Here is a 14,298-nt window from a genome sequence, read left to right as displayed (position 1 = left end):
TCTTTGGCAATAATTTTAAATGAAATGTTGAAAAAGTCTTTTATTACGGCGCTACTACTACTGATTTTCTCCGTTTTACATGCGCAAGACGGAGCCAGCGCCTTCCAATTTTTAAAGCTTCCTTTTTCTGCCCACGCATCGGCATTGGGTGGAGAAAACATTTCTATTATAGAAGACGATTTAACGATGGCTGTCCAAAATCCCGCCCTTCTTTCGTGTGTGGCGGATAAAACTCTCAACCTGAATTATATGCTTTATATGGATGGTGTCAATGTTGGAGGAGCTGCATTCGTACGTACAGCAGGCGAGCGTTCCACCTGGGCGGTAACCGCTCAATATGTAAATTACGGAGAGTTAAAAGAAACCACCGAAGAAAATATAGAAATCGGCACTTTCTCTGCCAAAGATATTTCCATATCGGGCATTTATACCTATGATTTAAGTGATTATTGGAGTGGTGGTGTCCGCACAAACTTTATTTATTCTCATTATGATAAGTACTCTTCATTCGCAATTGGCATTGATTTGGGATTAAATTACTATCATCAGGAGTCAGACTTTTCCGCTTCACTTGTTGCACGCAATTTGGGAGGACAACTGAAAGCTTTCGAAGAACGACATGAAAAGCTACCTGCCGACGTACAGCTTGGTTTTAGCAAACGACTGGCACATGCTCCTTTCAGGCTCTCATTTACTCTACATGACCTGACACAATGGAGTACATCAGCCACAGCAGCAAACAATTTTGGAAAGAAATTGTTAAATCATATCGCCCTTGGCATTGATTTTCTCCCAACCAACAACTTTTACCTGGCAGCCGGATACAACTTCCGCCGTGGAGAAGAAATGAAAATAAACGGCTCCAGCCATTGGGCGGGTTTTACTTGTGGCACAGGTATTCAATTAAAACGATTGAAATTAGGGATGGCATACGCCAAATATCATGTGAGTTCATCCTCACTTATATTTAATTTGTCATATACCTTATAATATATAAATAGTATAACTCAACATGAAAAAGATAACTATCGCAATCGACGGTTTTTCCTCCTGTGGAAAAAGTACCATGGCAAAAGATCTTGCCCGTGAAATAGGTTACATATACATAGACAGTGGCGCCATGTATCGTGCAGTCACTTTATACAGTATAGAAAATGGCATCTTTAAAGGAAATGAGATTGATACGGAAAGACTTCAGAAAGAAATTGGTAATATTCATATTTCATTTCAACTAAATCCGTTGACCGGACGTCCTGACACCTATCTGAACGGAGTAAATGTAGAAAATAAAATCCGTAGTATGGAAGTTTCTTCTCGCGTCAGCCCTATCGCAACTTTAGGCTTTGTACGCGAAGCAATGGTGGCACAACAACAGGCAATGGGTAATTCCAAAGGTATTGTCATGGATGGACGTGATATTGGAACTACGGTTTTTCCCGATGCAGAACTAAAAATATTTGTAACTGCCACCCCCGAGATCCGCGCACAGCGTCGTTATGACGAATTGAAAGCCAAAGGACAAGAAGCCAGTTTTGATGAAATACTTGAGAACGTAAAGCAACGGGATTATATCGATCAGAATCGTGAAGTAAGCCCACTTCGCAAAGCAGACGACGCATTGCTGTTAGACAACACAACCATGACTATTTCTCAACAAAAAGAATGGTTACAAAAGCAATTCGATAAAACCGTTAAGGGATAAAGGAAAAAGGGTTTAGCCCTTCCGATGACCTATTTACAATCTCTATATCAACATATTATATTATGGTAAAAGTAGAAATAGATGAGGGATCAGGCTTCTGCTTCGGCGTAGTCACTGCAATAAATAAAGCTGAAGAAGAGCTAACCAATGGCGGTACTTTGTATTGTCTGGGAGACATCGTGCACAATAGCCGTGAAGTGGAGCGCCTGAAAGAGATGGGCCTCATCACTATCAATCATGATGACTTTAATCATTTGCACGATGCCAAAGTTTTGCTGCGTGCCCATGGAGAACCGCCCGAAACTTATGAAATTGCCCGTCGCAATAATATTGAAATCATTGATGCCACTTGCCCGGTAGTACTCCGCTTACAAAAGAAAATCAAGCAAGAATATAATCAGAAAGATACCGAGGATAAACAAATCGTTATCTATGGAAAAACCGGTCATGCGGAAGTCCTTGGTTTAGTGGGACAAACTACCGGAGAAGCAATCGTTATAGAAAAGCTGGAAGAAGCTAAAAAACTGGATCTCACCAAGAGCATCCGTTTATATTCACAGACAACAAAGTCATTGGACGAATTCCAGAAAATCGTAGAATACATCAAAGAGCATATCTCGCCTGATGTCACATTCGAATATTATGATACCATCTGCCGGCAAGTAGCCAATCGTATTCCGAACATACGGAAATTTGCCGCTTCGCACGATCTGGTATTCTTTGTAAGTGGCAAGAAAAGTTCCAATGGGAAAATGCTGTTCAGCGAATGCAAAAAAATCAACCCTAATTCCCATTTGATAGACAGTGTTGAAGAGATAGACAATTCTCTGCTGACTGGAGCTTCCTCTATCGGAGTATGCGGAGCAACCTCCACTCCCAAATGGCTGATGGAAGAAATTTCAAAGGCCATTCAATCACGACTTACAGGACAATAAGTCACCGTTTTGAAACAACAAATTAACGTTAAATATGAATCACGCCCTCAGCTTTTTGCTATCTTTGCGTCGATTATTTAAACCAAACTAAAAGATTGTTATGGGAACAGTTAAGTGCATAGGTATTTTGACATCCGGTGGTGATGCACCGGGAATGAACGCTGCTATTCGTGCAGTAACACGTGCTGCTATTTACAACGGATTACAAGTAAAAGGTATATATAGAGGTTACAGAGGTCTGGTAACCGGCGAAATTAAAGAATTCAAAAGCCAGAACGTAAGTAATATCATACAATTAGGTGGTACTATCCTGAAAACAGCTCGTTGTCAGGAATTCACTACTCCCGAAGGACGCCAGATTGCGTATGATAATATGAAAAAGGAAGGCATTGATGCCTTGGTTATCATTGGTGGTGACGGTTCATTGACAGGTGCACGTATTTTCGCACAAGAGTTTGATGTACCTTGTATAGGATTGCCGGGTACTATCGATAATGACTTGTACGGAACAGATACGACTATCGGTTATGATACAGCTTTGAATACCATTCTGGATGCAGTGGATAAAATCCGCGATACCGCTACTTCTCATGAGCGTTTGTTTTTCGTGGAAGTAATGGGACGTGACGCTGGTTTCCTTGCATTGAACGGTGCCATCGCCTCAGGTGCAGAGGCCGCTATCATTCCAGAGTTCAGTACGGAAGTCGATCAACTGGAAGAATTCATCAAGAATGGTTTCCGCAAATCCAAAAACAGTAGTATTGTAATTGTTGCGGAAAGCGAACTGACAGGTGGAGCCATGCACTTTGCAGAGCGTGTGAAGAATGAATATCCTCAATACGATGTACGTGTTACCATCCTTGGCCACTTGCAGCGCGGTGGAAGTCCTACTGCTCACGACCGTATCCTTGCCAGCCGACTCGGCGCAGCAGCTATCGATGCCATCATGGAAGGACAACGGAACGTGATGATTGGTATCGAACATGATGAAGTAGTATACGTTCCTTTCACAAAAGCTATCAAGAATGATAAGCCAATCAAGAAAGACTTGGTAAATGTATTGAGAGAACTCTCTATTTAATTAGAATATAGTGAAATATGAAAAAGGCGCGGATGAAATTCATCCGTGCCTTTTTCATTATAGCCATTTTGCTACAATTTCTTCTGTCTTATCCCATAGTTCCTTCATCTGTACATGATGAAAGAATTTCTCTGAGAGCTGTTTAGAATGGCAACTTACATTCAATGTTCCGGTACGTTTTCCCGCATCCTCATCCAGCAACAAACTGATGGCTGTCGCTGCTCCTTGGCGAGGCGTACGTATGAAAGGGCGGAAAAAGATATCCGTCAGCGGATCAAACCACATATGCATCGTAATGATTTTGGTGGAAACAATACCCGGATCGGCAGCATTGACAATAATTCCTTTTTCTTTCACCTTCTCCGATAGAGCTATTGTAAACAAAGTTAATGCCAATTTCGTATTACTATAAATCGGAATACGCCAGAAAGCACCTCTCTTTCCACGCAAAAAGAAGTCAGGGAAATCCAGTCTACCGATGGCATAAGTACAAGACACCATATTTACAATCCGGCTTCCCTCTTCCATCAATGGTAACAATTTACGAGTCAATAGATAGGGAGCTACATAATTGACACTCACCGTACGTTCCAATCCATCTTCGGTTATACGACGTTTCGTTTCCATGGTGCCGGCATTGTTCATTAACAAGGTGATAGCTTCTCCACGCTGAAGAAGTTCATTGGCAAAAGAAGCCGTAGAAGATAAAGAAGCAAGATTGACCGGTACTATTTCCAATGCTATATTTCCTGTTTCCCGCATTATTAACTGACGTTTCTCTTCTGCGATTTCTGGATCACGACACGCCATAATGACTTTATATCCGGCGGCAGCAACAGCGCGTGTAATCTCCATTCCCATACCTCCATCTGCTCCGGTTATAACAGCAAGTTTCTGTTTCATTATCCTTTTGCTTCTATTTTTGTAATTTCCCGCTTCAAGCCAGCCGGAAGTTCTTCATTCAAATGCTGATGACATGCCATTTCAATGGAATACATCCGTGCAATACAATAATTACTATGTTTACAATTACAGCGTGCTTTCTCTTCTTCACGCATTCGGTTCACAAAACCCGGTTCATTAAGCAGGGCACGCGCCATCTGCACAGCTTCAAAACCATCATTCAGTACCTCATCTATTTTTTCACGCGAAACTAAACCACCTACATATACCAATGGTATCTTAATTCCTGCCCGGAACTTCATCGCATCTTCCAAGAAATAAGCCTCTTTGAAAGGAACGGTCGGTATCATCCACTTTCCTACCATTCGCACTCCATACTTCAGCCACCAGCAATTCATATAATGAGTCATAGTACGGATAGGCATCCGACCACGCATCACATACATAGGAGCCTTACTAACAAAGCCTCCACTTAATACTAATGCATGAGCTCCTGATTGCTCCAAGCGTTTTGCCACCTGCATAGTCTCATCCATTTCCATCCCGCCACGGAAACCATCACGCATATTCATTTTTACCAATACAGCCATATCCGTTCCGGCAGCTTTCATCACCTCCTCTATTACCATATCCATAAAGCGCATTCGATTCTCCAAGGAGCCACCAAAGCAGTCCTTACGGCGATTCGTATAAGGAGAAAGGAACTGAGAAATCAAATATCCATGTCCGGCATGTATTTCAACAGCATCAAAGCCTGCCTCACGAGCCAAATTCACAGCATGGCCGTACGCACGTGCCATCTCCGGCAATTCCTCTTTTTTCAAGCCACGAACAAAAGTCGGTGAGTAAAGATTGAAACCGGTGGAAGCTCCGACAGGAGTAACACCACAGATACTTTTATGTGACATATTGCCACAATGTCCCAACTGGATAGCTGCCGCTGCACCTTCGGCATGTACAGCATCAGTCAGTTCTTTTAATCCGGGGATAATTTCAGGCCGCATCCACAATTGGCGGTCGAACGACAAACCACTTTGGGTGACAGCTGCATAGGCCACAGTAGTCATTCCAACACCACCAGCCGCAACTGAACGGTGATAGTCAAGCAACATTTGCGAAGGGGCATTACCCGGACACATACTTTCAAATGCCGCCGAACGGATAGTACGATTCCGTAAAGTCAGCGGACCAAAAGTTACAGGAGTAAATAACTTGCTCATGAGTATTATTTATGATTTGTGATTTATAAGTGAGAGATTAATAGAGGAACGGAAAAACACGTTTCCGGTTTCCCACCGCATCTCCAAATTCCTCTTTATAACGATGCCAGATGGCATTGGCACGAGGAACCAGGTTAGCCACTGTCCACCACAGGAAAACCAGTCCGGAAACCGACCATGTCAATATAGCCCATCCCGCCCATTCTATAATTTCACCAAAGTAATTGGCAGAAGTGACATAACGATACATCCCCTGCGATGGAAGATAATGCCGCGTATCTCCCGGTTTACGAAGATGGCGGATTACATAATCCGAATACCAGTTGATTCCCATTCCGGTAAAGAATAGCAATACTCCAATAATAAACTGGGGAGTCATCAGCCAGTCCGGTGTATAAAGAGTTTCAGGAGCCAGATAAAAAAGCCATTCTCCTTGCATAAAGCCATTCAGGAGGTTGAACAGCATTCCCATCATCATAATGACAAGCGGCATACGGCTCTTTCCCTTCAGCAGGAAAGGAAACACAAAGGCGCGCTGGAAATAATGTAATTGAAATAAGAGAAAGAAAATTAGGGGAGCAATTGAATTATATCGTGCTGAATTCCACCAAAGTAACAACATCACAATAAACACAGGTGCCTCCATCAGCATCCATGCCAATTTATTATTGATAGAAATGCCCCAAGATGCAGTACGGAACATTCCATATCCCGCTTTGACAAAATAAAGTGCGATAAAAACAAACAGTGCGATGATGCTCATTGCACCAAGAAATAGCTGAAAAGTCCCTTGTTCCATACTTGTTTCGATTTAAGTACAGGCAAAGATATATAAAAAGAAGGAAAAAGAAAACTTCCTCCCCTTAATTAGTTTACAAAGACGTTAGCGAATTATTCCAAAAACAATGAATTTTAAATCAAAGTGATAAGTTAGCGATTTACGTCAGAAATGAGTACAAAGTTACTTACAAAAGCAAACAGGATGAGACATAGTTGTATACTTAGGGTATCTCAGTCCCATACTTAGGGCATCTCAGTATGATACTTAGGGTACCTCAGTCGTATACTGAGATAGGGTTATTATACGCCTCTAATAGTCAACTAGTTACAAAGACGCTTTTAGTTTTAATAAATCAGAACAAACAGTTTAGAAAAAACGGTCTCATTACTATACGGTTATGAGTTAAACCAATGCTTGAAATTTACTCTTCTATATTTACATCTGACCCGAGTCGTTATGTGAGGGTACCTCAGTCATTATGTGAGATGCAGTCCTCTTAAAATCCTGAAATACAGAGCACTACAACCTCACATTTTCATCTTTTTATTTAAAAATCAAGATTTTCGGACAAAAGTGAACGGCAATTTATCTTTAAACTTATAATTGACTACACGAAAGCAGTCGCCATCAACGGACTAAAAACTCATTTCTGAGCGGTTATGAATATAATTTTAGGCGCGGATTACGCGGATTACACGGATTAATGGCTGCGCTATCACACTATATTACAGAAAAAGAATCCGTGTAATCCGCGCCTAAATTATTATCAGCATTTAGTTCATTACTTTCCCGTTTTACTCCTATTTATCGCTTCTTAATAGGTACATAAACCGTATCTTCGAGTACATTTTTGTATGCCGGACGAATGATACGCTTACCTTCAAAATTCAATTCTTCATTACGGTGCGCACACCAGCCGACGATACGAGCCATGGCAAACAACGGCGTAAAAATTTCCTGTGGTAACCCAATCATTTCATAAACAAAGCCGGAATAGAAATCAACGTTGCTCGATACCGTCTTTCCATTGTTCTTCACACGACCGAAGGTTTCGATAGCACGTTCCTCCAAGAGTTCAAGGAAAGCAAATTCGCGCTCTTTACCCTTTTCCCGGGCAAGATCACGAGCCAATTCTTTCAGTAAGATAGCACGTGGATCGGAAATCGTATAAACAGCATGTCCGATACCATAAATCAATCCCGTCTTGTTATAAACTTCCTTATTCAGCATACGGGTGAAGTAAGTGTCGATCTCATCCACACTTGTCCAGTCCTGAATATTCTCCTGTAAGTGATGGAACATATCGGCCACCTGAATATTTGCACCGCCATGAAGCGGGCCTTTCAACGAACCGATACCTGCGGCAATGGATGAGTATGTATCCGTTCCGGTAGAAGAAGTAACACGAACCGTGAAAGTGGAGTTATTACCACCACCATGCTCAGCCTGAAGCACCAACAAAAGGTCGAGCGTACGCGCCTCCAACTGTGTATAATTACGTTTCAGCATATAGAGGAAATTTTCGGCAATAGAAAGATTTTCCTGCGGATGGCGAATATGCAATGAACGCCCGAAAGTGGCATGGCGCAGCATATTATATGCATAAGCAATAATAGTCGGGAACTTGGAAATCAAATCAATGCTCTGCCGCATCAGATTGTCACGGGAAGTATCATCGGCAGCAGGATCAAAACGATACATCTCAAGTACACTGCGTGCCAGAATATTCATAATATTACTCCCTTCCAGTTCGATAATATTCATCTTGGTTTTCTGCTCCAACGGCATATTATCATTAATCAGTTCACGGAAAGAAGCCAACTCCTCCTTATCGGGCAAATTACCGGACAGTAACAGATAAGCCACTTCTTCAAATCCGAAACGCTTCTCTTTAACAAAAGCATGAACAATATCCTCTACATCATAACCACGGTAGAACAACTTACCCGGGATAGGTTTCAAGCCACCGCCCGGAACACGTTCATAACCCACTACATTACCAATTCTGGTGAGCCCGACCAAAACACCCGTGCCGTCTTCATTGCGCAAACCGCGTTTCACATCAAATTTGGAGAATAATTCGGTATCAATCCGAACCGCTTCCTTCATATTCTCGGAAAGCTTATAAACTAAATATTCCTTCTTCATTTTCGTATCGTTTTAATCGTTAGTATTATTTTTCAATTCTTTCCACTATCTCCCGAGTAAAGGCAGAAGTGGACAAAGAGACACCGCCGGGCATGAAGCGCGCCAAGTCAGCGGTAGCACGGGCATCAAGGAAACTTTGTTCCAAGGCATGTTCTATCAAGGAAGCAGATTCTTTCCAACCGAAGTATTCGAGCATCATTACGGCAGACAGAATGATGGAACAGGGATTCACAATATCTTTGCCTGCAATATTCGGTGCCGTACCATGGGTGGCTTCAAAGATGGCATGTCCGGTCTGGTAGTTGATATTTGCTCCGGGAGCAATGCCGATACCGCCCACCATGGCAGCCAACTGATCGGAAACATAATCTCCATTCAGATTAAGAGTAGCAATCACAGAGTATTCTTCAGGAATCAACAAGGTATTTTGCAGGAAAGCATCCGCAATGCAGTCTTTTATCACCAGCTTTCCGTCAGCCAATGCTTCTCCAAATTCACGTTCAGCCAATTCGTAGCCCCACTTTTTGAAACCACCTTCGGTAAACTTCATAATATTTCCCTTGTGCACCAATGTCACGGAAGGCAGGTTATTCTCAAGTGCATACCGACATGCAGCCCGCACCAATCGTTCCGTTCCTTCTTTTGAAACAGGTTTCACACCGAAAGAAGATGTCTTGGGGAACCGTACTTTCTTTACCCCCATCTCATCGTGCAGAAACTTATAGAACTTCTCTGCCTCCGGTGTACCGGCTTCCCACTCGATACCTGCATAAATATCTTCCGTATTTTCACGGAATACACACATGTTCACCTTCTCCGGATGACGAACCGGAGAGTGAATGCCCTGATACCAACGAACCGGTCGCAGGCATACATACAAGTCCAGTGTCTGGCGCAATGCCACGTTTAGTGAACGGATACCACCACCGACAGGTGTAGTCAGCGGACCTTTGATACCCACTTTGTAATCACGGAAAGCTTCCATCGTTTCATCAGGTAACCACAGGCCACATTTTTCAAAAGCCCGTTCGCCTGCCCACACTTCCATCCATTCAATTTGCCGTTGGCCGCTATATGCTTTCTGCACGGCAGCATTCACAATAGCTTGCATAGAAGGAGTAATTTCAACTCCTACCCCATCACCGGTAATAAAAGGTACTGTAATTTTATCCATCTTTCTATCTTGCATTAAGAGCAGAACCGGCACGGAACCAGCCTATCTGCTGTTCATTATACGTATGTTGAGCCTCGAAGCTATCCTTAGTACCATCTTCGTGGTGAAGGACAATCTTAAGATTACGGCCGGGAGCAAAGTCCGTCAATCCGATTACCGAAATCAAATCATGTTCCTGAATCTTATCATAATCGGCTTTATCGACAAAAGTCAATGCCAGCATACCTTGTTTCTTTAGGTTCGTTTCATGGATACGGGCAAAACTCTTTGCCAGGATCACACGGACATTCAGGAAACGGGGTTCCATAGCAGCATGTTCACGACTGGAACCTTCACCATAGTTTTCTTCGGCTACTACAATGGAAGAAATCCTTTCAGACTTATACATCTTTGCCGTACCGGAAACCGGACCGTACGTATTAGTCGAACGATTCCAGACACTGTTAGTTTCTCCATTGAAAGCATTCACAGCACCCATCAGCATATTGTCTGAGATATTCTCCAGATGTCCACGGAACCGAAGCCACGGACCTGCCATTGAGATATGGTCTGTAGTACACTTGCCCTGTGCCTTAATCAGTAATGGCATATTAAGCAAATCAGTTCCTTCCCAGGCAGGGAATGGTTGTAACAATTGGAGTCGTTGTGAATGAGGGTTCACATTGATTTCCGTCTTCTCACAACTGGGAGCCATATACCCTTCACTACCTTCGGCAAATCCTTTCGGCGGCAATTCTTCACCCACGGGCTCGGAAAGCTTTACCTTTTCTCCTTCGCGATTCACCAATACATCTGTCAGCGGATTGAAACAAAGGTCTCCGGCAATCGTCAGTGCCATCGTCAATTCGGGGGAAGCGACAAAGGCATACGTATTCGGATTACCGTCTGCACGTTTGGCAAAATTACGGTTGAAAGAGGTTACGATAGAATTCTTACGAGTAGGGTTGTCTGTCTCACGTTTCCACTGACCAATACAGGGACCACAGGCGTTTGCCATAATTGTAGCACCGACTTTCTCAAAAGTATCTATCATCCCATCCCGCTCTGCCGTAGCACGTATCCGTTCGGAACCGGGGTTCACAATCAGGGGAGCAGCTACTTTCAGATGTTTCTCTTCAACCTGGCGGGCCAGGGAAACGGCACGACTTAAATCCTGATAGGATGAATTGGTGCATGAACCTATCAATCCGACTTCCATCTTACGCGGATAACCGTTAACCAATACTTTTTCTGCTAACTCAGAAATAGGCGTAGCGGCATCGGGAGTAAAAGGACCATTAATATAAGGTTCCAGCCTGGAAAGGTCAATCTCAATTACCTGATCGTAATACTTCTCCGGGGCAATCATGATGTCGGCATCTGCACGAAGATCACCCGCCACAGAATCAGCCATCTCTGCCACTTCTTCTCTTCCGGTAGCTTTCAGATAAGTAGCCATACGATCATCATAAGGAAAAAGTGACGTGGTGGCACCGACTTCGGCACCCATATTACAAATAGTTGCCTTACCGGTAGCGGACAAAGAAGCCGTGCCCGGTCCAAAATATTCAATGATTGCATTTGTACCACCTTTAACCGTCAGGATACCTGCCAACTTCAGAATTACATCTTTGGGAGCCACCCAACCATTTAGTGCACCTTTCAGATGTACACCAATCAAGCGAGGCATTTTCAATTCCCATTCCATACCGGTCATCACATCCACCGCATCGGCACCGCCGACACCGATAGCAACCATACCCAAACCACCTGCATTGGGTGTATGAGAGTCCGTTCCTACCATCATTCCACCAGGAAATGCATAATTTTCCAATACTACCTGATGTATAATACCCGCACCCGGCTGCCAGAAACCGATACCGTATCGGGAAGAAACATCACGCAAGAAATCGTATACTTCTTCATTTGTCTTGGTAGCAGTGGCAATATCTTCCCGGGCTCCTCTATAGGCCTGTATCAGATGGTCGCAATGTACTGTCGAAGGTACGGCAACTTGTTCGCGACCTGCATTCATAAATTGCAGCAATGCCATTTGTGCGGTTGCATCCTGCATTGCTACACGGTCAGGGCGGAAGTTTACATAATCTTCTCCCCGTTTGTAGTCTTTTACTCCCTTCTCATCAAACAGATGAGTATACAAAATCTTTTCTGCTAATGTCAGCGGACGTTGCAGTACCGCCCGCACGTGTTCCATTTTCCCCTTATAAGAAGCATAAAAGGCCTTTAACATAGTTACGTCATACACCATAATCACATTTATTTTTTAGTTTTTCAATATTGTAAAGATTACAAATTAATATAATAAACAAACTAAAATCGTTAAAGGTTTAACAAATTAAAACTTTTCTTCCTCCAAAAGCGAAGAATGATTACCTTTGCGAAAAATTTGGGCGATAAATGATAATTTATCAGCCTCTATCATTATTATATATGAATAACAAGTTCCCTTCTCCAACCGACCATCTTCAGCGACAAGAACTGCTCCTGCGTATGGAATATGAATTCGAAAAAGAAGAATTCAAAAGGCAGACTGAAACCATGGGTATCGCCCGCAAGGTGAAACGGGGACTCTGTTGGTATCCTGCCACTCCCGGACGAAGTTACTACAATTCGCTGAATCAATTAGTAATAGAAATTACACATACGGAAGATACTGATATAGAACATAATTTTGAATTCGGGCGTCCCGTCTGTTTTTTCCGCAAAGGATATGATGGGAAGATTACTTATTTCAATTCCATCGGTACCATCAGCTATGCCAACGAAACCCGCATGGTTGTTGCGATGCCCGGTGCAGGTGCTATACTGGAAGTGCAATCTGCCGAAAACCTCGGAGTGCAGCTTTATTTTGATGAAACGTCCTACCGCACTATGTTCGAAGCCCTCTCCGATGTAATTCGTGCCAAGGGTAATCGATTAGCAGAATTGAGAGATATTATGTTGGGAACTCTGAAACCCGGATTCCGTGAACTTTACCCTGTCCGTTTTCCCTGGCTGAACTCCACACAAGAGAATGCAGTGAATAAAGTGTTGTACTCACGTGATGTCTCTATAGTACACGGCCCTCCGGGAACAGGAAAAACTACTACTCTTGTAGAAGCCATCTATGAAACATTACACCGCGAACCTCAAGTACTGGTTTGCGCCCAAAGTAATACAGCTGTCGACTGGATCAGTGAAAAACTCGTAGACCGTGGTGTGAATGTTCTGCGCATTGGTAATCCTACCCGAGTAAATGACAAGATGCTTTCTTTCACGTATGAACGCCGCTTTGAAGGACATCCGGCTTACTCTGAATTATGGAGTATCCGCAAAGCCATACGTGAAATGGGCAGAAAACATCGGGGCAGTTATGAGGAACGGGAAAGTGCCCGCAATCGCATGAGCCGTCTGCGTGATCGTGCCACACAATTGGAAATACAAATCAATGCCGATCTTTTCGACAATGCCCATGTCATAGCCTCCACCCTCATCAGTAGCAATCACCGCATATTAAACGGACGTCGCTTCGGTACACTCTTTATTGATGAAGCCGCTCAAGCCTTAGAAGCTGCTTGCTGGATAGCTATCCGCAAGGCTGACCGTGTAGTGCTGGCAGGCGATCATTGCCAGCTTCCACCTACTATAAAATGTTATGAAGCTGCCCGTGGAGGACTGGAATCTACATTGATGGAAAGAGTCGTTGCCAATAAACCCAGTACCGTCTCCCTATTGAAAGTACAATACCGTATGCATGAGGAGATCATGAAATTCCCCTCACAATGGTTTTACAACGGAGAACTGGAAGCGGCTCCGGAAATACGATACCGCGGCATTCTCGATTGGGATACGCCTATCAGTTGGATAGATACCTCTGAAATGGACTTTAAGGAAGAATTCGTAGGTGAAACCTTTGGGCGTATCAATAAAGCAGAAGCCGATTTACTGCTTCAGGAATTAAAAGTTTATATTAACCGGATCGGCGGAAAGCGTGTCTTAGAAGAACGGATTGATTTCGGTATCATCTCTCCTTACAAAGCGCAGGTGCAATATCTCCGTAATAAGATTAAAGCAAGCGGGTCACTCAAACCCTATCGCAGTCTACTCACTGTTAACACTGTAGATGGTTTCCAGGGACAGGAACGTGATGTCATCTTCATCAGCCTTGTACGTGCCAATGAAGAAGGACAGATAGGCTTCCTCAACGACCTGCGAAGAATGAATGTCGCCATAACCCGTGCCCGAATGAAGCTGGTGATACTGGGTGAAGCTAATACACTAAAGCATCATAAATTCTATCACAAACTTATTGAGTATATCCAACAGATTTCAAAAACATAAAAAAGATTTCGCAACTTCATACAAGTCATTTCCT

General features: G+C 43.3%; 11 protein-coding genes. 5 read left to right on the top strand and 6 right to left on the bottom strand.

The genetic code is table 11. The features are described 5' to 3' along the window. Nucleotides 1-24 precede the first annotated feature (24 nt). From porQ to pfkA, 4 genes are all read left to right on the top strand, one after another. A complete protein-coding gene (porQ, locus tag BWI44_RS01535) occupies nt 25-990 on the top strand; it encodes a type IX secretion system protein PorQ (RefSeq protein ID WP_195208331.1) in 966 nt (321 codons plus the stop codon). 22 nt (nt 991-1,012) lie between these two features. Further along, nucleotides 1,013-1,702, top strand: coding sequence for a (d)CMP kinase (gene cmk, locus BWI44_RS01530; protein ID WP_021967041.1), 690 nt, complete (start codon nt 1,013-1,015; stop codon nt 1,700-1,702). Nucleotides 1,703-1,764: 62 nt separating this feature from the next. Beyond that, entirely contained in the window at nt 1,765-2,637 is an 873-nt protein-coding gene (locus tag BWI44_RS01525; RefSeq protein ID WP_007659888.1) for a 4-hydroxy-3-methylbut-2-enyl diphosphate reductase, read from the top strand. Between the two features lie 100 nt (nt 2,638-2,737). Then, entirely contained in the window at nt 2,738-3,718 is a 981-nt protein-coding gene (gene pfkA / locus BWI44_RS01520; RefSeq protein WP_007659890.1) for a 6-phosphofructokinase, read from the top strand. Between the two features lie 57 nt (nt 3,719-3,775). Here the strand turns inward: pfkA and BWI44_RS01515 are convergent, their stop codons facing one another. The 6 genes from BWI44_RS01515 to BWI44_RS01490 form a co-directional block, all read right to left on the bottom strand. After that, nucleotides 3,776-4,621 (bottom strand): SDR family oxidoreductase, encoded by an 846-nt coding sequence (locus BWI44_RS01515; RefSeq protein ID WP_195208332.1) that lies wholly within the window; start codon nt 4,619-4,621, stop codon nt 3,776-3,778. Then, nucleotides 4,621-5,841, bottom strand: a complete 1,221-nt coding sequence (locus tag BWI44_RS01510; RefSeq protein ID WP_007659896.1) for an NADH:flavin oxidoreductase — start codon at nt 5,839-5,841, stop codon at nt 4,621-4,623. Before BWI44_RS01510 ends, BWI44_RS01515 begins: the two co-directional genes overlap by 1 nt. A gap of 37 nt (nt 5,842-5,878) precedes the next feature. Continuing rightward, nucleotides 5,879-6,640, bottom strand: coding sequence for a DUF1295 domain-containing protein (locus tag BWI44_RS01505; RefSeq protein ID WP_195208333.1), 762 nt, complete (start codon nt 6,638-6,640; stop codon nt 5,879-5,881). 786 nt (nt 6,641-7,426) lie between these two features. Continuing rightward, nucleotides 7,427-8,770 (bottom strand): citrate/2-methylcitrate synthase, encoded by a 1,344-nt coding sequence (locus BWI44_RS01500; RefSeq protein ID WP_138292921.1) that lies wholly within the window; start codon nt 8,768-8,770, stop codon nt 7,427-7,429. A gap of 25 nt (nt 8,771-8,795) precedes the next feature. Further along, on the bottom strand, nt 8,796-9,944 hold the full coding sequence (icd, locus tag BWI44_RS01495; protein WP_044154606.1) for an NADP-dependent isocitrate dehydrogenase: 1,149 nt from the start codon (nt 9,942-9,944) through the stop codon (nt 8,796-8,798). Between the two features lie 4 nt (nt 9,945-9,948). Next, a complete protein-coding gene (locus BWI44_RS01490) occupies nt 9,949-12,192 on the bottom strand; it encodes an aconitate hydratase (protein WP_007659903.1) in 2,244 nt (747 codons plus the stop codon). 182 nt (nt 12,193-12,374) lie between these two features. Between BWI44_RS01490 and BWI44_RS01485 the strand changes: the two genes are divergently transcribed. Beyond that, the gene (locus BWI44_RS01485; RefSeq protein ID WP_195208334.1) at nt 12,375-14,264 is read left to right on the top strand and encodes an AAA domain-containing protein; all 1,890 of its coding nucleotides are present in this window, start codon (nt 12,375-12,377) and stop codon (nt 14,262-14,264) included. Nucleotides 14,265-14,298: the final 34 nt, after the last annotated feature.

Source organism: Bacteroides sp. Phil13 (genome assembly GCF_001940965.1).
Taxonomy (GTDB): domain Bacteria; phylum Bacteroidota; class Bacteroidia; order Bacteroidales; family Bacteroidaceae; genus Bacteroides; species Bacteroides intestinalis.
Note: the sequence above shows the minus strand (reverse complement) of the source record. Positions and strands in the feature narration are given on the sequence as shown.

What these genes read in the sequence shown, in the direction of transcription:
- porQ (WP_195208331.1), top strand. Translation starts at nt 25, where the DNA reads ATGTTGAAAAAGTCTTTTATTACGGCGCTACTACTACTGATTTTCTCC.
- cmk (WP_021967041.1), top strand. Translation starts at nt 1,013, where the DNA reads ATGAAAAAGATAACTATCGCAATCGACGGTTTTTCCTCCTGTGGAAAA.
- BWI44_RS01525 (WP_007659888.1), top strand. Translation starts at nt 1,765, where the DNA reads ATGGTAAAAGTAGAAATAGATGAGGGATCAGGCTTCTGCTTCGGCGTA.
- pfkA (WP_007659890.1), top strand. Translation starts at nt 2,738, where the DNA reads ATGGGAACAGTTAAGTGCATAGGTATTTTGACATCCGGTGGTGATGCA.
- BWI44_RS01515 (WP_195208332.1), bottom strand. Translation starts at nt 4,621, where the DNA reads ATGAAACAGAAACTTGCTGTTATAACCGGAGCAGATGGAGGTATGGGA.
- BWI44_RS01510 (WP_007659896.1), bottom strand. Translation starts at nt 5,841, where the DNA reads ATGAGCAAGTTATTTACTCCTGTAACTTTTGGTCCGCTGACTTTACGG.
- BWI44_RS01505 (WP_195208333.1), bottom strand. Translation starts at nt 6,640, where the DNA reads ATGGAACAAGGGACTTTTCAGCTATTTCTTGGTGCAATGAGCATCATC.
- BWI44_RS01500 (WP_138292921.1), bottom strand. Translation starts at nt 8,770, where the DNA reads ATGAAGAAGGAATATTTAGTTTATAAGCTTTCCGAGAATATGAAGGAA.
- icd (WP_044154606.1), bottom strand. Translation starts at nt 9,944, where the DNA reads ATGGATAAAATTACAGTACCTTTTATTACCGGTGATGGGGTAGGAGTT.
- BWI44_RS01490 (WP_007659903.1), bottom strand. Translation starts at nt 12,192, where the DNA reads ATGGTGTATGACGTAACTATGTTAAAGGCCTTTTATGCTTCTTATAAG.
- BWI44_RS01485 (WP_195208334.1), top strand. Translation starts at nt 12,375, where the DNA reads ATGAATAACAAGTTCCCTTCTCCAACCGACCATCTTCAGCGACAAGAA.